At 64.3% G+C, this 22707-nt stretch carries 21 protein-coding genes; 8 read left to right on the top strand and 13 right to left on the bottom strand.

Annotated features, from left to right (window positions below; translation table 11 throughout):
- The first annotated feature begins 44 nt into the window (after positions 1 to 44).
- On the top strand, positions 45 to 1454 hold the full coding sequence (locus LFT47_RS05250) for an MFS transporter (protein WP_236815938.1): 1410 nt from the start codon (positions 45 to 47) through the stop codon (positions 1452 to 1454).
- A 9-nt stretch (positions 1455 to 1463) separates the two neighbouring features.
- Here the strand turns inward: LFT47_RS05250 and LFT47_RS05245 are convergent, their stop codons facing one another.
- Both LFT47_RS05245 and LFT47_RS05240 read right to left on the bottom strand, forming a co-directional pair.
- On the bottom strand, positions 1464 to 1967 hold the full coding sequence (locus tag LFT47_RS05245; RefSeq protein ID WP_236815937.1) for a mycothiol transferase: 504 nt from the start codon (positions 1965 to 1967) through the stop codon (positions 1464 to 1466).
- A 59-nt stretch (positions 1968 to 2026) separates the two neighbouring features.
- On the bottom strand, positions 2027 to 2554 hold the full coding sequence (locus LFT47_RS05240) for a hypothetical protein (RefSeq protein WP_236815936.1): 528 nt from the start codon (positions 2552 to 2554) through the stop codon (positions 2027 to 2029).
- Positions 2555 to 2687: 133 nt separating this feature from the next.
- Here LFT47_RS05240 and LFT47_RS05235 point away from each other — a divergent pair, with 133 nt between their 5' ends.
- The 3 genes from LFT47_RS05235 to LFT47_RS05225 all read left to right on the top strand — a co-directional run bounded on the left by LFT47_RS05235 (position 2688) and on the right by LFT47_RS05225 (position 5606).
- Complete coding sequence (locus LFT47_RS05235) at positions 2688 to 3008, top strand: hypothetical protein (protein ID WP_236815935.1); 321 nt, start codon at positions 2688 to 2690, stop codon at positions 3006 to 3008.
- A 93-nt stretch (positions 3009 to 3101) separates the two neighbouring features.
- A complete protein-coding gene (locus tag LFT47_RS05230) occupies positions 3102 to 4784 on the top strand; it encodes a DUF222 domain-containing protein (protein WP_236815934.1) in 1683 nt (560 codons plus the stop codon).
- A 66-nt stretch (positions 4785 to 4850) separates the two neighbouring features.
- Complete coding sequence (locus tag LFT47_RS05225; RefSeq protein ID WP_236815933.1) at positions 4851 to 5606, top strand: ArsR/SmtB family transcription factor; 756 nt, start codon at positions 4851 to 4853, stop codon at positions 5604 to 5606.
- 28 nt (positions 5607 to 5634) lie between these two features.
- Here LFT47_RS05225 and LFT47_RS05220 read toward each other — a convergent pair whose 3' ends face one another.
- The 3 genes from LFT47_RS05220 to LFT47_RS05210 all read right to left on the bottom strand — a co-directional run bounded on the left by LFT47_RS05220 (position 5635) and on the right by LFT47_RS05210 (position 7611).
- A complete protein-coding gene (locus LFT47_RS05220) occupies positions 5635 to 5988 on the bottom strand; it encodes a GNAT family N-acetyltransferase (protein ID WP_236815932.1) in 354 nt (117 codons plus the stop codon).
- A gap of 123 nt (positions 5989 to 6111) precedes the next feature.
- Entirely contained in the window at positions 6112 to 6624 is a 513-nt protein-coding gene (locus tag LFT47_RS05215; protein WP_236815931.1) for a hypothetical protein, read from the bottom strand.
- Between the two features lie 162 nt (positions 6625 to 6786).
- Positions 6787 to 7611, bottom strand: coding sequence for a pullulanase X25 domain-containing protein (locus LFT47_RS05210; protein ID WP_236815930.1), 825 nt, complete (start codon positions 7609 to 7611; stop codon positions 6787 to 6789).
- A 295-nt stretch (positions 7612 to 7906) separates the two neighbouring features.
- On the opposite strand from LFT47_RS05210, the gene LFT47_RS05205 reads away from it, so the two are divergent.
- Positions 7907 to 8620 (top strand): hypothetical protein, encoded by a 714-nt coding sequence (locus LFT47_RS05205; RefSeq protein WP_236815929.1) that lies wholly within the window; start codon positions 7907 to 7909, stop codon positions 8618 to 8620.
- Between the two features lie 23 nt (positions 8621 to 8643).
- Here LFT47_RS05205 and LFT47_RS05200 read toward each other — a convergent pair whose 3' ends face one another.
- Positions 8644 to 9672, bottom strand: a complete 1029-nt coding sequence (locus LFT47_RS05200; RefSeq protein WP_236815928.1) for an adenosine deaminase — start codon at positions 9670 to 9672, stop codon at positions 8644 to 8646.
- A 142-nt stretch (positions 9673 to 9814) separates the two neighbouring features.
- Between LFT47_RS05200 and LFT47_RS05195 the strand changes: the two genes are divergently transcribed.
- Complete coding sequence (locus LFT47_RS05195; protein ID WP_236815926.1) at positions 9815 to 10720, top strand: MSMEG_6728 family protein; 906 nt, start codon at positions 9815 to 9817, stop codon at positions 10718 to 10720.
- Between the two features lie 18 nt (positions 10721 to 10738).
- Complete coding sequence (locus LFT47_RS05190; RefSeq protein ID WP_236815924.1) at positions 10739 to 11137, top strand: DUF1622 domain-containing protein; 399 nt, start codon at positions 10739 to 10741, stop codon at positions 11135 to 11137.
- Positions 11138 to 11398: 261 nt separating this feature from the next.
- Here the strand turns inward: LFT47_RS05190 and LFT47_RS05185 are convergent, their stop codons facing one another.
- From LFT47_RS05185 to LFT47_RS05175, 3 genes are all read right to left on the bottom strand, one after another.
- Complete coding sequence (locus LFT47_RS05185) at positions 11399 to 13837, bottom strand: Tex family protein (protein ID WP_236815922.1); 2439 nt, start codon at positions 13835 to 13837, stop codon at positions 11399 to 11401.
- Between the two features lie 108 nt (positions 13838 to 13945).
- Positions 13946 to 14383 carry a CBS domain-containing protein gene (locus tag LFT47_RS05180; RefSeq protein ID WP_236815921.1) on the bottom strand — a complete coding sequence of 146 codons (438 nt, stop codon included), beginning with the start codon at positions 14381 to 14383 and terminating at the stop codon, positions 13946 to 13948.
- Positions 14384 to 14515: 132 nt separating this feature from the next.
- Entirely contained in the window at positions 14516 to 14971 is a 456-nt protein-coding gene (locus LFT47_RS05175; RefSeq protein ID WP_236815919.1) for a nucleoside deaminase, read from the bottom strand.
- 78 nt (positions 14972 to 15049) lie between these two features.
- On the opposite strand from LFT47_RS05175, the gene LFT47_RS05170 reads away from it, so the two are divergent.
- Positions 15050 to 18724: a TM0106 family RecB-like putative nuclease gene (locus LFT47_RS05170; protein ID WP_236815917.1), complete on the top strand. Its 3675-nt coding sequence runs from the start codon at positions 15050 to 15052 to the stop codon at positions 18722 to 18724.
- A 26-nt stretch (positions 18725 to 18750) separates the two neighbouring features.
- Here LFT47_RS05170 and LFT47_RS05165 read toward each other — a convergent pair whose 3' ends face one another.
- The 4 genes from LFT47_RS05165 to LFT47_RS05150 all read right to left on the bottom strand — a co-directional run bounded on the left by LFT47_RS05165 (position 18751) and on the right by LFT47_RS05150 (position 22707).
- On the bottom strand, positions 18751 to 19548 hold the full coding sequence (locus LFT47_RS05165) for a triose-phosphate isomerase family protein (RefSeq protein WP_236815915.1): 798 nt from the start codon (positions 19546 to 19548) through the stop codon (positions 18751 to 18753).
- Positions 19499 to 20848: an MFS transporter gene (locus LFT47_RS05160; RefSeq protein ID WP_236815913.1), complete on the bottom strand. Its 1350-nt coding sequence runs from the start codon at positions 20846 to 20848 to the stop codon at positions 19499 to 19501. Before LFT47_RS05160 ends, LFT47_RS05165 begins: the two co-directional genes overlap by 50 nt.
- A 76-nt stretch (positions 20849 to 20924) precedes the next feature.
- A complete protein-coding gene (locus LFT47_RS05155) occupies positions 20925 to 21692 on the bottom strand; it encodes an SDR family NAD(P)-dependent oxidoreductase (RefSeq protein ID WP_236815911.1) in 768 nt (255 codons plus the stop codon).
- A 25-nt stretch (positions 21693 to 21717) separates the two neighbouring features.
- Positions 21718 to 22707 (bottom strand): 3-hydroxyacyl-CoA dehydrogenase family protein, encoded by a 990-nt coding sequence (locus tag LFT47_RS05150; RefSeq protein ID WP_236815908.1) that lies wholly within the window; start codon positions 22705 to 22707, stop codon positions 21718 to 21720.

The following is a 22707-nucleotide window of genomic DNA, read 5'->3' as shown; positions in this document are numbered from 1 at the left end:
TCTTAGTGTACGTCAGCCCCCTCGGCTAGAACAGGACACCTCCCATGACACCCACAATCGCCACTCGCGCACCGGCCGGGATCGTTACATCCGGCCGTCGCGCCGGCAGCATTGGCCTCTGGCTGGTCATGCTGGCCCAACTCATGCTTGTCCTCGACGCGACCGTAGTGAACGTCGCGCTCCCCCACATCGCCACCGACCTCCACTTCGACCGGGCCGAGCTCAGCTGGGTCTTGAACGGTTACGCCGTCGCCTTCGGCGGCCTCCTGCTGCTCGGCGGACGGATCGGAGACGTCGTCGGCCGCCGTCGCACCTTCCTAGTGGGCGTCGCGGCCTTCACGCTCTTCTCGCTGCTTGGAGGCTTGGCCACGTCGCCCCTCCTCCTTGTTATCGCACGCGCACTCCAAGGCCTCGGCGCCGCATTCGCCGCCCCGAGCGTCCTCGCGCTCATCACCACCAGCGCCAAGGACGACGGCGCGCGGAACCGGGCGCTCGCACTGTTCTCCGCCATTGCCTCAATGGGTGGCGCGCTCGGGCTCATCCTCGGCGGACTGCTCACCGACACCACCAGCTGGCGGTGGACCCTCTTCATCAACGTACCGATCGGCGTCGTGGTCCTCATCGCGGTGCCGCGCCTTGTCGCGGAAACCCCCCGACGGCCCGGGCGCTTCGACATCTTCGGAGCGGTGACCGCCACGGGCGGCGCCGTCGCGATCGTGTGGGGTCTCATTCAAGCGGGCGACGTCGGCTGGTCCAGCCCGCGCACGATCGGCGGCCTGGTGGTCGGGGCAGCACTGATCGCAGTGCTCGCCGTCACCGAGCGGAGGGTCGCCCACCCACTGCTCCGTCCACAGCTGCTGCGCAGCCCGAGCCGAGTGGCTGCGCTGGCCGCGATGGCGGCCACCTACGGCGGGATGCTGGCGATGTTCTTCCTCATGGTCCAGTACCTCGAGGACGATCTGCACCTCACGCCCATGGTGACCGGACTGGCGTTCCTGCCGATGCCACTGAGCATCTTCGCGATGTCGCGGATCGTCCCGCGTCTACTCGAGCGCTTCGGGGCCGTCCGGCTGGTCATCTTCGGCACCGCCCTTCGCGTCGTCGCCTTCTTGCCGCTGACACAACTGAACACGGACACACCGTTCGCCCTTGTTTTGCTTGCACTTCTGGGCACTGGAATCTCGGCGGGCATGACGTTCATGCCGCTCACAACGCTCGCGCTGCGCAATGTCGAACCGGAGCACGCAGGGTCCGCGTCGGGGCTCTTCCAGACAATGCAGCAACTGGGTGGCGCCGTCGGCCTGGCCATTGTGGCTTCAATCTACGCGGCCTTCGCTATCCCCGGCGACTTCCTGACCGGCGGACGGGCCGGGTTCTGGTCGGCAACCGTCCTTTCCGCGCTCGCGCTAGCAGCCGTCCTAGGGTTGGTCTTCAAACCCCGGAAAGCCGTATAAGGAGTGCGCTCACAGGCCGCCTAAGCCCTTGGCATAGGCGGCCTGCCCCACGTGCTGAAGGCAATCCGCAATGGTGCTGACCAACCGCACGCCGATGGTGACGGGCGGATCCCAGCGGGTGTCGACAATGCGATCAAGGTCTTCGTCCCCGAGGGTTTTCAGGAACGCAACCGTCTGCCGGTGGACGGCGTCGTAGTATTCGAGCAGCAGCTCCGGCGGGGCCTGAACCGCATCGACTTTATCGCTCGAGTGGCCGTAGCCGGTGTCGCGTTCAGGGAGCGGCAGCTTGAATCGACCAGCATAGTCCTGCGAGGTCCACACCTGTTCGACGCCGGCGGCGGAGGCGACTTGGACGTCCTCCACCCGGCTGAGGTGCCAGATCAACCACGCAATCGAGTTTCCGGTGCTGGCGGGCCGACGGACCAGAGAGCCGTCGTCGAGCCCTTCAAGGGTGGCGGCCACAGTGTCACGGATCCGGCCAAAGGCATCCTGCAGCAGTTCGTTGGATTTCATCGCGTCCCTTCACTAAGCGTTGTCGGCGGGCTCCATGGGTCTGCCGGGCTTGGCTGCTCCTACCACCCAACCAGAGCCCGAACTGCCTGGGCAACCTCTTTTGGGCTTCGCGGTCCGGTCGCCACCACATGTGTTTCGAGTCGGGCTTCAGTCAGGATTTCATCGAGCTCCACGCTGCGATGCAGGTGCCATGCCAGCTCCCGGCCCTGGGCTTCGTGGCGGACCCTGAGTCGCTCGTGGATAGTCTCGATTGACGCATCCAGCCGGATCACCGTGAGTTTTCCTCCACCGAGGGCCGCACGATAGCGCTCCACCTCAGTGGATTGCTCAAGCACTCCTGCCAGAATGAACCTCCGTACGCCGACGTCACGATAATTCCCCGCGACAGCTTGGAGATTCCTCAGTTCCAGCTCGTGGTTGAACCGGTCCGTTGAAGGCGCAGGCCAGCTCCGCCGCAACTCATCGAGGTCGATCACGGCATTGCTGATTCCGTCGTCGGCGAGGAGCCAGTGCAGGGCTTCGCCCGTGGTCGTCTTGCCGGCACCAACCGTGCCGTTGAGGAAAACACTCTCAAGATCCGTAGCCATCCAAGGAGTCTAGGCTGAAGCTTGGGCCCACCTCCGTCCAAGTAATCAAGGCGCGGCCAAAGTGGCAGCGACGGGAGGCGATCCGCGGGCATAAGCTACAAGCAGAACGTCTCTTCCGACTCCGGGAGCTCAAATGGACACTGAATTCGCTGATGTCATCGGCCACGATGTCACCACGATCACTTGCCTCTGCGGAAACACCGTCAGCAAAGAGGGATTGATTCAGGCCAACTCACAAGGCGTCCCGGTCTACTCCGGGGCAAACACGCCGGTCCCCGCCGGACTGGCTCCGTGGCCCGACGATGAGGACCTCTACACTCTGTGTCCGTCATGCGGCCGGGTCTACCACGACACCGTCATTGAAGAGACGGGAACCGCACCCGTTGCCTTCCAGATCGACGTCACCGGCCCGATCGCCGAGGCGATACGGGTTCATTGGGACCTCAGCACCTGATTTTTGAGACCTGTTTTCCTTGTTTCGCTTTTCGCGGCGTCGATTGGCAGCGCGGGGGCTATTAATGTCAGACCCCCGTGTCAGGGTTTATTCATGGAAGGCATCGGTCAACTCGTGGCACGTCGGGCAGCCCCGCCCGAGGTCGGGATCGTGGCGTTGGAACGCCTGTCCCGCCGCCTGAAGCCCGTTCCTGCCTGGCATACCGGACAGCGAAACCCGGCCGCCGGGCCGTCGCGGGCCGCACTGTCGCGGGCCGCGCTGTCGCCGGCCACACTGTCGCGGGCCGCGCTGTCGCCGGCCACACTGTCGCGGGCCGCACTGTCATCGGCAACAGGCCTTGATCAGGCACTGGCGGCGATCGATGCGTTGCGCTCAACCGCTCTCGCCGACGCCCGCGTGTTGGCTTTCCCTGAAGCCGCGGATTTCGCCGGCAAGGTCGAGGAGATCTCCCGGACGGTCGAGTTTTTGCAGCTCGTCGCAGCCCAGGCCGTGGAACGGACCCGGCGCGAAGCCCAGGCCGCACCGCAGGCATCCCCGGCGCCGGGGTGGCGGACCGGCTGGACCGAACCCACCGCAACAGATACCGCAGCCGCGGCACTCGACGACGGGTACCGGAACGCCGCCGAATTCCTGCGCGCCAGGCTGCGGATCGGCATCGGCGAAGCCCGACGCCGGCTCGCACTGGCCGAAAGCGTGCTCCCGCAGACCGGGATCGCAGGGCAGGACCTCCCCGCACGGCACGAGGTCCTCGCCGCGGCCCTGACCACCGCGGCCCTGCCCTCCCGCTCAGCCACCCTCATCACCATCGCCCTGGACCAGGTACGCCACCTCGCCGACACGGACACCACCCACCAGATGGAACACGCCCTCACCCGGACCGCCATGGAAAGCGATCCCGACTTCGTGAACCGGATGGCCAAGCGCTGGGTCGACGCCATCGATCAGGACGGAACCGAACCCGGCGAGGAAGAACTGCGCCACCGCCAAGGAGCGTTCATCCGCAAACCCCGCCGCGGACTGCACCACCTGGAAATCTTCGCCACCGCCGAACAATTCGAAACCCTCGCCACCGTCATGAACACCGCCACCAACCCCCGCCTCCAGCCCAACACCACCGGCACCGACACAGACACCGGCGCCGGTACCGACCTGGACCGCCGCTCCCGCCCCCAGAAACTCCTCGACGGACTCGTCGGCGCCTGCGCCGTGGCCCTGTCCACCGGCGAACTGCCCGCCAACGGCGGCCTCCGCCCCCAGGTGATGGTCACCATCGACTACCAAGACCTCCTCGAACGCCTCGAACACCACGCACACCTCGACCGCGAAACGCCCGCCGGCCCCCGCCTCGGCGGCGGCGCCGCCACGTTCCAGGGCCCGCTCCACCCCTCGGCCATCCGCAAGATCGCCTGCGACGCCGACATCATCCCCGTCCTGCTCGGCAGCGAGGGCCGCGTCCTGGACATCGGCCGCACCACCCGGATCTTCCCGCCCCACATCCGCAAAGCCATCATCGCCCGCGACCAAGGCTGCGCCTTCCCCGACTGCACCATCCCCGCACCCTGGTGCGAAGCCCACCACATCACCTACTGGACCAACGGCGGCACCACAGGAACCGACAACGGCACCCTCTTATGCAGCCACCACCACCACGTCATCCACAAAGAACACTGGACCATCACCATGGAAACCGGCGTGCCATGGTTCAAACCACCACCCCACATCGACCCCCGCCAAACACCCCGACGCAACCACCACTTCAGACCCACCCGGACATGAGCCTGCCCAGTTGAAGTCCACCCGAATCCATTGACATGTGACCAAATGGTCACCTATTCTGAATGCATGGACGCCGTCTTCAAGGCACTCTCCGACCCCACCCGCAGGGATCTGCTCGACGAGCTCTTCCGCGAGGACGGGCAGACGCTCAGCGCGCTTGAAGCACGGTTCGACATGACCCGTTTCGGGATCATGAAGCACCTCAAGATCCTTGAGGAAGCCGGGCTGGTTGTGACCCGCCGTCGTGGTCGCGAAAAGCTCCATTACCTGAATCCGGTACCCATCAGGCTCGTCCACGACCGTTGGGTGAGCAAATATGCAGAACCGTGGGCCGCTGCGTTGAGCGACCTCAAGACGAGATTGGAAACTCCCGTGGAAAAGATCTTCGAAATCTACATCAAGACCACTCCGGAGCGGCTTTGGGAAGCCATCACGGACAGCGACACCCGCAGCAAGTACCAGTTCGGCAACACCCACACCGCCGATTGGACGCCGGGCGGGCACTACGAGATGCACAACCCCAAGGCCAACGGGATGGTCCTCGGCGAGGGCGAAAACATAGAGGTCGATCCGCCGCGCCGGCTCGTCCAGACCATGCGCGCGCTCTGGGGCGAGGACGTCAAAGCCGAAGGCACGTCGCGCGTCACCTGGGAGATCGAACCCGTCGGAGACTCTTGCCACTTGACCGTCACCCACAGCGACTTGCGCGAAGGCGGCAACGACCAGATCTACGGCGGTTGGCCGATGATCCTCTCCGGCCTGAAGACTTGGCTGGAGACCGGCGAGGTCCTCACGACTCCGGGTTCATTGATGTATTCATGAGGCGCGACGGCGGCGCGACCCACCGCTTTTAGGCCTTGGCAGCCGGAACGAGGGCCGCGTTGAGGTACTCCAAATGCGCCAGCGTCGGGGCAGTCACGTTCGCCGCGTATTCCGGGTGCTTAGTGAGGAACTTCTTGATGAAAGGGCACACCGGCACGATCCCGAGTCCTTCGCTCACAGTCTCGTCCAAGGCAACTTCGGCGAGCCTGCCCGCCAGCCCTTGGCCGCCGAATTCCTCGTTGATCACGGTGTGGTAGAAAATCCGCTGCGGGGACCCGCCGTCGTCGTATGCTTTGTACGCGGCCTTCCCGATCACGTGTCCATCGGCGAGCACTTCAAAGCGTTCGCGGTCAACGTTGTGGCGGAAGGTGGCATCGGTCATCGCTGGCTCCTCGGTTAGGTGCTTTTGACCTACCCTAACCTCGGAACCTAGGCGCTTTGTTCCCGACGCAACCAGGTCGACACACTCTGTGCAGCCATCAAAGTTTCCTGGCACGGAGGACTCCTAGATTCCTGCTTGGTTTGCCCTTTCCAACAATCCGGCATTGGTCCGGGACCACAAGTTGTTCTGAGCGTCCCGGAAGACCAGAAGCGTTACGCACCAGTTCTCCTTACGGGTGATTGGCCGGGTGAACCCGGCCAGAGCGCCCGTGTGATCGGCCAAGGCCCAACCACTGCGGTCCTTATGTGACTCCACAAAGTACTCCCCGGGCGGCAGTAGCCGGAGATTCAATGGCCGGAGTTTGCCCCGAACGTCCTGTGCTTCCAGGACAACGTCAAAGATCGGAGAGGTGGAGCCGTTGTTCACCACAACTCCGTAGGCCAATGCGGACCCATCCGAGTCGACGTGGGCCGCACTCCACGCTGCTACCTCGCCGGCTTGAGCCTTGAGTTTGTCTTCGTCGGCCTTAATGTCCCTATCGCGTTCAATCTTGTGCACGCCGGCTGCCGTCCAAGCAGCCCACGCGGCCGCAAGCAAAGCGAACATGCTGCAAAACGCCGTAATCCATTCAGGCATACGTATCCCCCCACATGTAAGTAAATGCACCAGGAGGATTCCGCACGGCCATGCCGCTTGTCCAGTCAAATGACGCGCAGCGGACAAACATGCGTCACGTAATTCAACTCCAAGCTTTCTCCAAGCCCGCGTTTGGGCTTGGAGAAAGCTTGGAAGAAGGGGCTAAGCCGTGACGATGTCGCGCGTGGCGTGGTCGTACGTGAAGGTGACCTTGCCGCCGTTGTGCTGTAGTTCGTGATTGGCACCGTCACGCGCGCCGAACGCGCCGTAATTCTCGTCCCACGAGCGGTTCAGTGCGATCTTGTAGGTGTAGAAACCGGCAGGCAGCGTAGCGGCGAGGGTCCACACCTTACGACGGGAATTGAACTTCATCTGGACCTCGTCGTACTGCGGAGCCCAGTCCTCAGGCGCGCCGAGAATCGTGTTGAAGTCACCGGCGATCGCGACGGCGGACGGTTGGTCGAGCTTCTCGACGGCGGGAGCCGCTTTGGGTGCGGCAGCCTTCTTAGGCGCCGCCTTGGAGGCGGGCGCCTTTTCCGCGGCTGCTTTAGCGGCCGGTGCCTTTTCGGCAGCAGGAGCCTTCTTTGCCGCGGGCTTCCTGGCGGCTGCCTTCTTCACAGGCGCCGTCGGAAGCGGCGTGTCTGCCGGGACGGGGATGCCCTCAGTCAGCGCAGTAACGAACTCGTCAGGCTTGGCGAAAGCGACAGTGGCACGAAGCCCGTCGTCGGTGATGGTCCAGCCCGAACGGCCCTTAACCAGCCAGCCAGCCTTGACCAGCTTCGCGGTCTCCGTCGTCAGGCTCTTATGGCCGCGTGGAATGCCTCCACTAAGCAGCTCACTCTCGCGCTCATCCAACGGGACACGGACAATCGCTTCTGCCAGGATCTCGCCGGCATTCAACGACTTCTCGGACCACGTTCCCTCAGCCAAGACGTCCAGGACGGTCTTGAGACGGGCACTGCTTTTTTCGACGGTGGACTTGGCCACTGGGTCTCCTTCAACGGCGAACATTCCTTCAGCAGTCTGCCAATGTTCTGTAAATTCTGGCGACTGTTCTTGGTAAACACCGTGTGTCGTGACCCACTATTACGCCCAAACGGTCGACAAGTGATGGAAGGCTCTCGGGTACCAGTCAGTAGCCGGCGGTTGGGGTACCCTCGAAGGCCTCTGGGAGAGCTTCGGCCAGAATCCACTTTGTTCCGAGCGGCGCCGAGTCAGCCCATATCCACAACCTTGCCCCTCGGCGGCCACATCCCCTCGGGAATCGGCTAGCTTAAACCCCATGGGGAAAAAGCGTGTGCAAGACGAAAACGAGCATTGGACTGCCCGCGACGAGGCACTTTGGACCACTGCGGAATTGGCAGTCCTCACGATGCGAGGTCAGTTGGGGCAACGTCAGCATCTTCCTGTGCCGTTCGCCCTGCGACTGGGCGGACCCGAGGAGAGGATCGTTGCACACGGAGGGTTTCAGCTGCTCTCGTGGCATGCTCCGGGGGACGGTACTTACACCCACAGCCACGGAATGATGGTTGCCACGGGAAGAGGCGGATTGGCTATGATGGCGGGTTTCGCCGCCGCGCAAGCTATTGGCAACGCATCACGACGGCGGCAGGCAGCGGATATGGCCCAGCCGCGTTGGGTTCCAATCGACCACGGGACCGTGGCCGTGAGCAACTTTGGCTTTTACCTTCACTCCCCCACCGCCATCCATGCCTGGAACTGGCGCAGTATCCATATGGCCTCATTGGTGGGTCCGGGGCAGCTCAGCATCGACGGAGTCTCGGAGAATGGCCCGATCAAGTGGATCCTTCATTCTGATTGGGCCGAACTCGTCTTCATGCTCTGGGCCTCTGTCTGTAATCCGACCCATCCCCAGATGACCAGCCGGACCTGGCTCCCCCAGGATTGGATGACCAAAGCCATGGTGCATGCCATGAGCAATCAAGGCTATCCAAACCACTCCGCGTTTCAGGAAGTGTTCCGGGAACTTCGATAGGGCTGGAGAGCTTCATGTTGGGGTTATTTGGCCTCTGAAGCCTTCTCCCACTGCGAAACCTCGGCCAACAGTTCCGCCTTCCGTGCCTCGTCCGCGAACGACGAACGCACAGAGTTCGCGGCCAGGCGGCCCCGGTCAGCAACAGACAAGCCGTGCACTGCGACAAGTTGCTCGAAGTTGTCGTCCACGTAGCCGCCGAAGTATGCGGGATCGTCCGAGTTCACGCTGACATTCAGCCCGGCTGCCAACATCGCAGGCAAGGGGTGCTCGGCGAGGGTATCCACCGCGCGCAGCCGGACGTTGGACAGGGGGCACACGGTCAACGGAATCTGCTCAGCCACCAACCGCTCAACCAGGGCCGGATCTTCCATGCATCGGATGCCGTGGTCGATCCTCTCAGCGCCAAGCAGGTCGAGAGCCTCGTACACATACGAAGCAGGGCCTTCCTCGCCGGCGTGCGCGATCCGTCGCAGTCCGGCCTCCGCCGCGCGGCGGTACAGTCGTTCGAACTTCGACGGCGGATTGCCCACCTCTGCCGAGTCCAGGCCTATGCCCGCAATGGGCGCCTTCATCGCGAGAAGCTGGTCCAAAACCTCCAACGCAGATTCCTCGGACATGTCCCTCAGGAACGCGGCAATCAGGAGCGTCGAGACGCCGAACTCCTCCACCGACGTCGCGAGTGCGGATGCCACACCGTTCACGCACGTCTCCAGCGCTACCCCACGCGAGATGTGCGCCTGCGGATCCATCATGACCTCGACGTGCCGCACGCCGCCGACCGCGGCGCGTGCCAAATACGCCCTGGTCATGTCCGCGAAATCCTGCTCGGTGCGCAACACGGCCATGTTGGCGTAGTAGAGATCCAGGAAGGACTGCAGGTCCGTGAACTCGTACCGTGCGCGCAACTCGTCCAGATCCGCGTACGGAAGCTCAATCCCGTTCCGTTCCGCGAGCGCGAGAATCAGCTCGGGCTGGAGCGTCCCCTCGATGTGTAGGTGCAGTTCGGCAACCGGGGGTGCCGCCGTCGTCGTCGATTCGCCAAAAGTTTCCACCCGACAAGAGTAGGACGAATACTCAACGCACCCCATCTGGGCACCCGGCAAAAGCGGGGTTCAGGGCCCCGATACCACGAGCGAGGGGAAGGCCACACCGCGTCAACTTGGATCTACGCCGTTCGGCCCCCAAACTGAAAGGATGCAGACCTTCCTCCCGTTCCCCGATTTCAAGCAAAGTGCTGCCGTCTTGGACACCGCAAGGCTAGGCAAGCAGCGTGTCGAAGCACTGCAGATCCTTCGCGCACTGGTGATCCCCGAGTTCGGCCGGCCCTCCCACCCCGCTATCCGCATGTGGATGGGCTACGTTCCCGCACTCACTCTCTACGGCCTGGCCATGGTAGACGAATGGGTCGCCCGCGGCAATCCGGATAACACCCGCGCCAGCATCACCGAGTTCGCACCCCAGGCAGCCCACCCGGACTACGCCTCCAAGATTCCGATGCCGCCGTGGCTCGGCGACGCCGACTTCCACCTGAGCCACCGCTCCAAGCTGCTCCAGAAAGAGCCCCGCTTCTACGCCGAGCTTTTTCCGGACACTCCGAACGACCTTGAGTACCTCTGGCCCGAGCCCAGCCACGAGTTCATCCCCGAAGACCCCTACGACGACTTCATCTGGGTGCTTCGCGCTCCGGTGGGCGACGTCGAGCCCGAGAAGATCGACAAGGTGGGGATGCCGGCAGCAGGCAAGGCCAAGGCCGCGAACATCGACGGCGACGGCTACCAATTCGTCTACGCTTCGGAAACGTCCCGCCGCCCGGGCAAGACCGCCCGCAAGGCCCCGAAGCAACTGGTGAAGAAGCCCACCCGCAACCGCCAGCGCCAGGACGAGGCCTTCCGGACGCTCCCCGGGAACACGCCTGTCCTCGTCCCCATTGAGGGCGGCGCCAAGTTTGCCCTGGGCAAGATCCTCGGCCGGCCGATCACACTGGACGACGGCCGTTTCGGCCGCAACTTCGAGGTCACCAAGATCATTGACCGCACGGACTTCGACTACCCGGCGCTGTTGCAGGATCCGCGGGCGTTCTTCCCGATCCCGGCACCGTAGCCCGGCACAAGGGGACTTATGGATTTCCAGCAAATCATCGAGGCTGTCGGCCGATACATGGACTTTGTGGGAGTCGCGGTGATGGTTGTAGGCGCCATCGCGTCGATCCCCCTTGCCCTGCGCGGCTACAAGCCCAAGCGCCTGCCGGCGAGCTCGGCGCCGATTTCGGTGTACCGCTCCTACAGGCAGCTTCTGGGACGATCCATCCTGCTAGGCCTCGAATTTCTGGTGGCCGCGGACATCATTCGTACCGTCGCAGTCACCCCCACCTTTGAGAGCGTGGGGGTGCTGGCGGTGATCGTGCTGATCCGGACGTTCTTGAGCTTCTCCATCGAGCTTGAGATCACTGGGCGTTGGCCGTGGCAGAAGGCTCCCGCCCCAGGCTCGGGAGCCCATCCGACGTTGCCAACTTCGTGACCCACGAGTAGGTGCCGGAGAAGCTAGGGGCCGCCTTCGCGGGTGCCGCCGTCGTTTTCGTCGTTGCGGCTACTTATTCTGGCGACGGACGAGCGCCCGGATAACCAAGATCTCATAGGCCACCAAGGCGACAACCCAAATGTAGTCATACCAGCGGGCGTCGAATCCGGCGCAATCGAATTCGTGGGTGCGGGCCGACAGCTGCGTTCCGGAACGCAGTTGTCGGCCCGCACCCACGATTTGGCTAAGAGAGCGCTACAGCTACTTCCCCAGCCCGGCGCGGCGCAGCGCTTCCGCCATGGCCGTGTTGACCGGCGCTTGGGGAGCCGCCTTCGCGGGAACCACTTTGCGACCTCCCTGTCCAGCCTGCGGCGCCGGGCGCTTCTGGCCGCGATCCCCTCGCTCGCCCCCGCTGCGCCGCTCGCCGCGCTCAGGCTCGCCGCCGCGCGAGCCGCGGTCACGCGAACCGGACCCGCCCGCCGTGCCAAGTTCGTCGTCGAGCCTGAGGGTGAGCGAAATCCGCTTCCGCTCCGGGTCCGCCTCCAGGACCTTCACGCGCACGACCTGTCCGGACTTCACGATCTCGCGGGGATCGGACACGAACTTGGTGGACAGCGCGGACACATGGACTAGTCCGTCCTGGTGTACTCCGACATCCACGAAAGCCCCGAACGCCGCCACATTGGTGACAGTGCCTTCCAGGATCATGCCGGGCCTAAGGTCCGAAATCTTCTCGATGCCCTCAGAAAACGTTGCTGCGGCGAATGCCGGGCGGGGGTCGCGGCCCGGCTTTTCGAGCTCGGAGATGATGTCGCGCACTGTGGGCAGGCCGAACGTCCCGTCAACGAATGCCTGCGGATCGAGCGAGGACACGGCAGCTCCATCCGCGGCGGCCACGATCTTCCGAGCCACCGAATACGCTTCCGGGTGGACACTGGACGCGTCGAGCGGTTCCGCACCCCCGGTGATCCGCAGGAAGCCCGCGCACTGCTCAAAAGCCTTGGCACCCAGCCGCGGCACCTTCTTGAGGTCGGCCCGCTTAGCGAAGGGGCCGTTCTCGTTACGGTACGCCACGATGTTCTCGCTCAGGAGTGGCCCGACGCCGGCCACCCGGGCCAACAGCGCGGGCGACGCCGTGTTCACGTCCACGCCCACCGCGTTCACGCAGTCCTCGACGACGGCGTCCAGCGAGCGGTCGAGCTTGGCAGCCGTGACATCGTGCTGGTACTGCCCGACGCCGATCGACTTCGGTTCGATCTTCACCAATTCAGCCAGCGGATCCTGCAAGCGTCGGGCGATCGAAACGGCCCCGCGCAAGGACACGTCCATGCCGGGAAGTTCCGCGGCCGCGAGCGCAGACGCCGAGTACACGGACGCACCTGCCTCGGAGACCACGAGTTTCTGCAGCGTCGGACCGCCGGATGCTGCCAGCGACTTGATGAGCTGAACGGCGAGCTTGTCGGTTTCGCGCGACGCCGTGCCGTTGCCGATCGCGACGAGCTCGACACCGTGCTGCCGCGCCAAACGCTCCAGCGTCACCAAGGCCTCGTCCCACTTCTTGGCCGGGGCGTGGGGATAGACAGTATCGGTGGCCACGACTTTGCCGGTGCCATCGACGACGGCCACCTTCACACCCGTCCGCAGTCCCGGGTCCAGGCCCAGCGTGGCGCGGTTTCCGGCCGGGGCGGCGAGGAGCACGTCGCGGAGATTGGCGGCGAACACCCGGACGGCTTCATCCTCGGCCTGCGCGAACATGCGCCCGCGCAGATCATTGCTCAGGCGGTCCAGGATGCGCGAGCGCCAGGCGATCTGGGCCGTCTGCACAAGCCACGAATCGGCGGGCCGTCCACGCTCGGCGACCCCGAGGCACTTGGCCACAGCGTTCTCGTACCGGCCACGCGCGGCGGCCAGGGCGTCGTCGTCGGCTGGTTCTGCCTCGGCGAGATCGAGCTCCAGAACGCCGTCGTTCTCGCCGCGCAAGAGCGCGAGCACGCGGTGGCCGGGCATTCCGGAAGGCACTTGGGAGAACTCGAAATAGTCCTTGAACTTTTGCCCCTCGGTTTCCTGGCCCTTCTTCACGCGCGACACCATCCGCCCCTGCGTCCACAGCCGCTCGCGCAGCGTTTCGGCGAGATCGGGGTCCTGGGATACCCGCTCCACGAGGATCGAGCGCGCGCCGGCGAGCGCCGCGGAGGCGTCGTCAATGGAGTGCTCGGCGTTGAGGTACTTGGTGGCCTCGCGCTCAGGCTCGAGCTGCGGGTTCGCGAGCAGCGCATCGGCGAGCGGCTCGAGGCCGGCCTCGCGGGCGATCTGCGCTTTGGTGCGGCGCTTGGACTTAAAGGGCAGGTAGATGTCTTCCAGCCGGGACTTGGTATCGGCCCCGACGACGGCGGCCTCCAGTTCCGGAGTCAGCTTGCCTTGCGCGGCAATCGCCTCAAGGACTGTTCGACGGCGGTCCTCCAGGTCCCGCAAGTACCTGAGGCGTTCCTCGAGCTCGCGCAACTGGGTGTCATCGAGCGTCCCGGTGACTTCCTTGCGGTACCGGGCGATGAACGGGACAGTCGATCCGGCGTCGAGCAAGTCAACCGCGGCCTTGACCTGCCAGGCCTTCACGCCGAGTTCTTCGGCGATCATGGCGTGGATGGCGGCGTCTGCTGATTGGGGCTGTGCTGACTGGGGCTGGGGAAGATGAGTCACCATGACATTTTGCCTTACGGGTTCGCCGTGGCTAAAGACGGCGCGGATTACCCGCACACGGAAGCGCCACGGCCGGCAGGCCGTGACGCTTGATGGGTGCGAAAGTTGCGGTTAGCCCAGTTGCGCCATGGGGGTCTTGGCGGAGATGTGCTCCACCAATTCGCCTACGCGCTCCTCGGTGTAGTTGCGGGCAATATCGCCCTGGCTGATGATGCCCACCAACTTGTGGTCGGTGATGACCGGAAGGCGCCGGATCTGGTGCTTTTCCATCAGGTCGATGGCTGCGTCGACGCTGGCATCTGCATCGATCCAGATCGGTGTGCCCTGGGCGAGATCTGCCGCGGTCAGCCGGTCGGCATCCAGTCCCTCAGCAACGCACTTGACCACGATGTCGCGGTCAGTGATGAATCCTTTGAGTCTTCCATCGTTGCCGCAGATCGGCAGCGAACCGACGTCCAGATCCCGCATCAGGACGGCCGCGTCACGCAGCGACTGCTCTTCCTTGACGCACTGGGCATTGGTGGTCATGAATTCGCGCACAACACTCATGAGTCCTCCTTGATCGATTGGGTATCGACGCGGACCCCCGGCACCGACGCCGATGCTGTCAGCCTACGCTTGGGGTTTGGTTGTGGCCAGATGCTGTGTGCTGCGCTGGTCTTACTCGGCGCTCCGCCGGTCTTACTCGGCGATGTCCTCGGCCCACAGTTCCGGATTCTCTTCCTGGAACGTGCGCATCATGTCGACGCACCGCTGGTCATCGAGGACCACCACCTCCACGCCCCTGGACCGCAGCAGCTCGAATTCGCCGTCGAAGGTGCGGGCCTCCCCCACCACCACGCGCGGGATTTTGAACTGGATGATGGTGCCCGTGCACATGGCACACGGAGCGAGGGTCGTATAGAGGGTGGTGTCCCGGTAGCTCTTCTGCCGACCGGCTGCGCGAAGGGCCGACATTTCCCCGTGCGCGATGGGATCGCCGTTCTGGACGCGTTCGTTGTGCCCGCTCGCGATCACCACCCCACCGCGGGCAAGCGCTGCGCCGATGGGAATGCCGCCTTCGCGAAGGCTCTTTTGGGCGGCCCGGTACGCGGCTTCGAAGGCAGGGTCGTGGGAGGGGTGTGTTTCGTTGGCCATGCGTCATTTTTGCACGGGGCATTCTTGTCGGACCGCACTGATAGCTTGGCTTCATCAGCTCAACAGTCTGGGGGCACGGTGTTTTTTCTCGATTCAGTAGATGCGGGGCACGAGCGGGATCTGGTGTTTTCCGCGAGCGACCTCGTCACGGCCTCCACGTGCGAGTACCAGTTGCTGCGCAAGTTGGATGAGAAGCTGGGCCTCTCGCAGAAGCCGTCCTTCGCCGTCGACGAAATGCTGGAGCGGACCGCCGCGCTGGGCGACGTTCACGAGCACAGGGTGCTGGACCGTTTCGTGGCCGAGTTCGGTACTTGGGATCCGCTGGCGCGAACGGGCGTGTTCGACGTCGTTCCCGCCGAAGCGATGGACCGCGCCACACTGCAAGCCAAGCATGCGGAATCGATCGAGGCGCTGCGATCGGGCGCGGATGTGGTCTTCCAGGCGGCATTCTTCGACGGCCAGTTTCACGGACGGTCCGATTTCCTCGTCAAGCAGCCGGACGGCAGCTACGCGGTGTACGACACAAAGCTCGCCCGCCATGCCAAGGTCACTGCGCTGCTGCAACTGGCTGCCTACGCCGAGCAGCTGCTCAAGGCGGGAATCACTCCGGCCCCGGATCTGACCCTTGTCCTCGGGGCTACCATCCAGCGCGACGCTGGCGGATCGGACGCCGGCGGCTTCGACTACGTGCACAGCGACCACCGGCTCGCCGATGTCCTGCCGGTGTTCCGTGAACGCCGTGACCGCTTCCTCGCCTTGACGGACGCGCACCGATCCCGGTTGGAGCCTATCCAATGGGGCGCGCCCGGAGTCACGGCGTGCGGGCGCTGCGACTACTGCAAAGAGCAAGTGCGCCTTCACCGGGATCTGCTAATGGTGGCGGGGATGAGGATCACCCGCCGCAAGAAACTCATGGAAAACGGCATCTTCACGATCGACGCCCTTGCTGAAATGCCCGACGCCGCGGATTCCGCCACACGTCGTCTGCAGGAACAAGCCCGACTGCAAACCGGAACAGCCACACCCGATGGCACCGTCGATTACACCGACAAGACGGGCACAGCGAAACGCATCAGCTATTCCGTCCTGGAGTCCAACTCCCTGGCCCGGCTCCCCCGGCCCGACGCGGGAGACATCTTCTTTGACTTCGAGGGAGACCCCCTGTGGCAAGACCCCGTAACCGGCCGTTGGGGACTGGAGTACTTGTTCGGGGTTGTGGAAAATCCGAGCGAGCCCGGCGAATCTCCGGTGTTCAAGCCGTTCTGGGCGCATTCCCGGGCTGAGGAACGGCAAGCATTCATCGAGTTCCTCGACTACGTGGAGGAACGCCGCATGAAGTATCCGGACATGCGGATCTACCACTACGCCGCCTACGAGAAGACCGCGTTGCGGAACCTGTCGGTCATCCACACCGTGGGCGAAGCCGCCGTGGACAACCTCCTCCGCGAAGGCGTGCTGGTGGACCTCTACGACACCGTGCGGCACAGCATCCGCATCTCCGAAGACTCCTACAGCATCAAGAAACTCGAGCCCCTGTATATGGGCGAACATCTGCGCTCGGGCGAGGTGACCGACGCCGGAGCCTCCGTGGTTGCGTACGCCGATTACTGCACGGCCCGGGACGCGAACCGCGACGACGAAGCGGCAACGATCCTCGCGGGTATTTCCGACTACAACGAATACGACTGCCTCTCCACTCTGGAACTGCGGAATTGGCTGCTGGGCCTGGCAGCGGAACGCTCCATTGAACCCGGTTTTCCGGCCGCTTCGGGACCCGAACTGCCCGCGGAGACCGAGCCGGACAAGTACGAGGCCGCGCCCGAGGAAACAGCCCTCCTCGACTACCTCGCGGAATTGCCGGACGATTCCCTCCGCTCCAACGACAACCGCGCGGTGGCCATGGTGGCAGCAGCGGTCGGCTTTCACCGGCGTGAGGACAAGCAATTCTGGTGGGGACACTTCGACCGCCTGGACCGCCCAGTCTCCGAATGGGAAGACACCAGAGACTGCTTCATTGTGGAAGGCGGCGAAGTGCTGAAGGGCTGGGCCAGGCCGACTCCCCGCAGCAACCCGGCACGGAAGGTACGGCTGTTCGGCCGCGCCGCCGATGGCTCCGGTTTCGCGCCCGGTAAGAAGTATTTCCGGATGTACGAGCCGCCACTCCCCGAGGCCTTCCTCGGCAAGAACGAAAGCACTCTCGGCAGGTCGGGGATGTCCGGCACGGAGGTGATCGAGGTCGGCGATCCCGTCGACCTTGATGACGGCAGCTCGCTTTCGGGGCCCGACGACGGCGCCTCGGACGTCGTGACCATTTCGGAGCGGCTGCCCAAGGGTGCGGACGAATACTCGCAGCTTCCCATGGCATTGACCCCGGATGCCCCAGTCAACACGGACGGACAGAGGAAGGCCTTGAGCGAGCTTGCCATCAAGGTTCGTTCCAGCCTGCCGTTCTGGCCGAAGGATCCGGCGTTGGATCTGCTGCGCCGTATCCCCCCGAGGCTAGCCACGCTTTCGGAGCTGCCCGCCGTCGAATCCGGCGACGATGCATATGTGGACGCCATCACCGCCGCAGTATCGGATCTGGACCGGTCTTACCTGGCGGTGCAAGGCCCTCCGGGAACGGGCAAGACGTATGTTGGTTCGCACGTCATCGCGCGGCTGGTGCGTGCAGGCTGGAAGGTAGGGGTTGTTGCACAGTCCCATGCGGTAGTCGAAAACATGCTCCACGCCGCGGTGAAGGCCGGGGTGGACCCGTCGCTCATCGCCAAGGAAATGAAGCATGATGACCCCGTCCCCTGGGACAAGCAGGCCAAGGACGACATTGAGCGGCTGCTTGGATCGCCGGGAGGCTGCTTGATCGGCGGCACGGCGTGGACCATGACAGGCCGGACCGTTCCAGCCGGTTCCCTGGACTTGCTCGTCATCGACGAAGCCGGTCAGTTCTCCCTCGCCAACACGCTCGCCGTGAGCCGGGCGACGAAGCGGCTGCTGCTTCTCGGCGACCCGCAGCAACTTCCCCAAGTCACCCAGGGCAAGCACCCGGAACCCGTGGATGAGTCTGCTCTCGGCTGGCTGGCCCACGGCCTGCACACGCTGCCCGCGGAGCTCGGCTACTTCCTCGCGACGTCGTGGCGCATGCACCCGGATCTGTGCGCTGCGGTGTCCGAGCTCTCTTACGATGGTCGGCTGTATTCAGCACCGGCTGCTTCCAGGCGGCGGCTCTCCGGCGTCCGGGCCGGCGTCGAGTGCGTCTACGTCCCGCACAGCGGCAATTCCACGCAGTCTCCTGAAGAGGCTGCGGAGGTAGTCCGCCAAGTCAGGGCGCACCTTGGCCTGGCTTGGCTGGACCCACGCGAATCATCCGAGGAGCGGCCACTGCTTGAAAAGGACATCCTCGTGGTGGCTGCCTATAACGCCCAAGTGCAGCTCATCCAGCACGAACTGAGGACGGCTGGACTTCGCGGTGTGCGGGTCGGGACCGTGGACAAGTTCCAAGGCCAGGAAGCCCCCGTGGTGATCGTGTCCATGGCTGCGTCCGCTGCCGCCGAGGTTCCGCGCGGCATGGAGTTCCTGCTCTCGCGTAACCGGATCAATGTGGCGGTGTCGCGCGGTCAGTGGCGCGCCGTCGTCGTGCGCTCACCGGAGCTGACCAACTACCTGCCGACACAGCCGGAAGGGCTGGAGCACCTGGGCGGTTTTGTGGGACTGTGCCAGCGTGGCGGCCCAACTGACTCGCATTTGTTGTCGTTATGAGGGCTGAAAACGACAACAACTGCGAGTCAGTTGGGCAAGCTCAGCGCTTCGTCCAAGACCGCCCCGAAGTTCGCGGCGTCGTGGGCGAAGCGGCCTAGGAAAAGTCCGGACACACCCCGCAATTCCGGCAGGAGCCCCGGTTTGGCCGAGCCACCGTAAATGACCGGCAGCCCGGCGAGGCCATGCTCGGCGAGCAAGTCTCGCAAGTGAGCGACGACGTCGGACACGTAAGCTGCGCCGGCCGGCTCGGCAGCGCCGATGGCCCACACCGGTTCGTACGCGATAACCAGGCGGGCCGCCGTCTCCCAGTCCTCCCGCACCGCGGCCGAGATCTGCCGGAACACGAACGACGCCGACACCGCGGGATCGGCGACAGCCTCCTCGCCGACACACAGCAGGGGAGTCAACCCTGCATCCACCGCGGCCCGGACCTTCAATGCGACCACGGCGTCGTCCTCGGCGAAGTGCCGGCGTCGTTCCGCGTGTCCGATCTCCACGAGCCGCACACCCAGCTCCGCCAGCAAGGACGGTGACACTTCGCCCGTCCACGGACCCTCGGCCCAGCCACAGTTCTGCGCACCCAGGAGGAGCGGAGTGCCTTCCAGTATCCGGGCCGCGTCGGGCAACACGGGGAACGACGGGATCACAAACGGGACCACCCGCCCGGCCACAAGGGCCGGACGGGCGTCCACTTCACCTCGAAGTTGCTCCAGCCAGGACATGCTGTCCCGGTAGCCCATGTACATCTTGGTGCTGACCCCGATGTACAACGGTCTACTTGCCCAGGAGATCGTCGGCCTTGTTCCTGAATGCCCGGGTGCCATACATCATGGCGGCCGCCAGGAAGGGCAGGATTCCGAGCGCGTAGACCCCGGCGGATCCGGTGGGGTCTGCCGTGGCGCTGTTGACCGCGGTCCGCAGAATCGGAGCCACGAAACCGCCGAGGTTGCCCAGCGAGTTGATCAGGCCAATGCCGGCCGCGGCTGCGGAACCGGCGAGGAATGCCGTGGGGTACGCCCAGACGACGGGCCCGACAGCGAGGAAGCTGCACACCGCGAGGGTAATGAAGATCAGTCCGAGGACCGGCTGGTGGTTGGTTCCGGCCCAGGCCGAACCCAGGATGCACAGACCCGTCGAGACGAACAGCACCGTGCCGAACGTGCGGCGCTTGGCGACCGTGTTGGCTGCCCGGCCGATCAGGTAGCAGGAGAAGATTCCGAAGAACCACGGAACCGCAATCAGGAGGCCGACGGCGAGGCCCACCTTCTGGCCTGTCAGCGAAGAAACCTGCTGCGGGAGGAAGAAGGTGACGCCGTAAACGGCGATCTGCAGGCAGAAATAGATGAGGGTGAAGTACCAAACGCGACCGTTGCGCATTGCCGCGAACACGCCCCGCGGCCCGGTTTCATCCTTGACAGTGTCTTCCTGAGTCATGATCTCCTTGAGCGCGAACTTCTCGTCGACGTTGAGGAACTTGGCCTTCTCCGGGCCGTTGATCAGGAAGAAGAACGCCGCAATGCCAGCGAGCACGGCCAGGATGCCCTCGGTGAAGAACATGACCTGCCAGCCACGGACGCCCGGAAGCTGGTCGCCGATGTTGATGAGCCAGCCCGAGAGCGGGTTGCCGATCATCTGCGAGAACGGCTGGGCGAGGTAGAAGATCGCGAACATCTGCACGCGCACCTTGTTCGGGAACCACTCGGCCAGGTACATGATGACGCCCGGGAACAGGCCGGCCTCGGTCACGCCGAGCAGGAACCGCAGGATCACGAAGGACGTCTCACCCTGCACGAACGCGAAGCAGGCCGAGACGATGCCCCACGTGATCGCGATACGGGCGAGCCAGACCTTCGCACCCACCTTCTTGAGCAGCAGGTTGCTGGGAATTTCGAAGATCGCGTAACCGATGAAGAAAATACCGGCACCGAGCGCGAACGCCCCGGCCGAGACGCCTTTGTCGGCGCCGAGTGCGGCTTCGGCGAAACCGACATTGGTGCGGTCAAGGAAGGAAACCACATAGAGGATGACCAGCATCGGCATGAGCCGGGTGGCAGCCTTGCGGATCGCCGATTTCAGGATCGGCGAATCCAGCATCTCCTTCGTGGATGAAGTGGCAACGGACATCGAAACTCCTCTTTGAGTAAAGACTGTTGAGTAATGGCTGTTGAGAAATCAGTGTTGAGTTGTCAGGTTTCAGGCATTAGTGCATGTACAGGCCGCCGTCGACATTCAGCGTCTGGCCCGAGATGTAGCCGGAGTCTTCGCTGATGAGGAAGGCGATGGCGGCGGCGATGTCCCGGGTGGAGCCCACGCGGTTCACCACGAGGTCCTTGGTGAGTTCGTCCTTACGTTCCTCGCTGAGGGTGCCGCCCATGATGTCGGTGTCGATCGGGCCGGGAGAAATGGCGTTGACCGTGATGTCGTACTCCCCCAGTTCGCGGGCGGTGGCACGGGTCAGGCCGATGACTCCGGCTTTGGCCACCGAGTAGGGAGTCTTGGAGAACGTCCCGCCGCCGCGCTGTGCGGAAACGGAGGAGATGTTCACGATGCGTCCGATGCGGTTCTTGACCATGGATTCGGCCACGCGGCGGGTGGCGTAGTGGACGCCGTTGAGGTTGATGCTCAGGACACGGTTCCATTCGGCGGGCTCGAGTTCCAGGTACGGAATCGGTGAGCTGACGCCGGCAACGTTGGCCAGCGCTACGATTTGCGGCAACTCTGCCTCGAGCGTGTCGATCGCCGAGCGCACGGATGCTTCATCGGCTACGTTGGCGCCCACGCCATAGGCTTGCACGCCATATTCGGCGGCGATTTCCTTGGCGGTGCTCTTGCAGAGGGCGTCATCGAGGTCGATGATGCCGATGTTCCAGCCCTGTGCGGCCAAGTAGTTGACAGTGGCCCGGCCGATGCCGCGCTCGGAGACGGCGCCGGTGACAATGGCGGTGCGTTCTGCGGGGAAGGTGCTCATGGGTATTCTCCTGTAAATGTCGGGACTAGTTGATGGGTGCCGGGCCGAGCTCGTCGAGGAGCTTCTGCATGGCCACGTAGGCCTTGTTCCGGTAAGCGATGAGTTCGGGCGTGCGTTCCGCGGGGACGTCGAGGAAGCCTGCCCCCGTCTTGGTCCCGAGCTTTCCCGCCTCCACAAGGTCGCTCAGGATCTTCGGTGTGGCGAAGCGTTCCGGGAATCCGGTCTGGAGCGACTTGTAGCAGAAGTCATAGACGTCCAGTCCGGCCATGTCCGCGATCGCGAACGGGCCGAAGAACGGCAAGCGGAAGCCGAACGTCGTACGGACCAGGGTATCGACGTCGTCGGCTGTTGCGATCCCCTGCTCCACCAGCTGCGCAGCCTCGTGGAAAAGCGCGTACTGCAGCCGGTTGAGCACGAAACCGGTGACATCCTTGACGACGGCGGTTTGCTTGCCGGCCGCGTGGACCAGTGCGCGGGAGGCCGCCACGGTCTCCGGCGTGGTGCCGGCGTGGGGAATGATCTCGACGCCGGGAATGAACGGCGACGGGTTGGAAAAATGGACGCCCAGGAACCGCTCCGGACGTGCGACGGCCTCGGCGAGATCGGCGATGGAAATGGTGGAGGTGTTGGAACCGATCAGCGCGTCTGGACGGGCGGCGGCGCTGATGCGGGCCAGGGTCTTGTGCTTGATGTCGAGGACCTCCGGGACGGCTTCTTCGATGAAGTCGGCGTCCGCCACGGCCTCCTCGATGTCCTTCGCGGCCCACAGATTCGCCTTCAGGATTGCCGTGGACCCTTCAGGAAAGAGGCCCGCGGCCACGAATTCATCCGACTCCACGAGCAGGCGGTCGTAGTTCTTCTGCGCGATTTCCGCTGACACATCCGCCAACGCGACGCGTGCCCCGCCGAGGGCCAGGACCTGCGCGATCCCGCCGCCCATGTAGCCGGAGCCGACGACGGCGATCTTCCGGGCCGCGCTCTTCTCGCCGGGGGCGCTGCTTGTTGATTCAGTCAT

The sequence above is a fragment of the Arthrobacter sp. FW306-2-2C-D06B genome, from assembly GCF_021789175.1.
Taxonomy (GTDB): domain Bacteria; phylum Actinomycetota; class Actinomycetes; order Actinomycetales; family Micrococcaceae; genus Arthrobacter.
The sequence above is the reverse complement of the archived record's forward strand: the minus strand, read 5'-3'. Positions and strand labels throughout refer to the sequence as shown.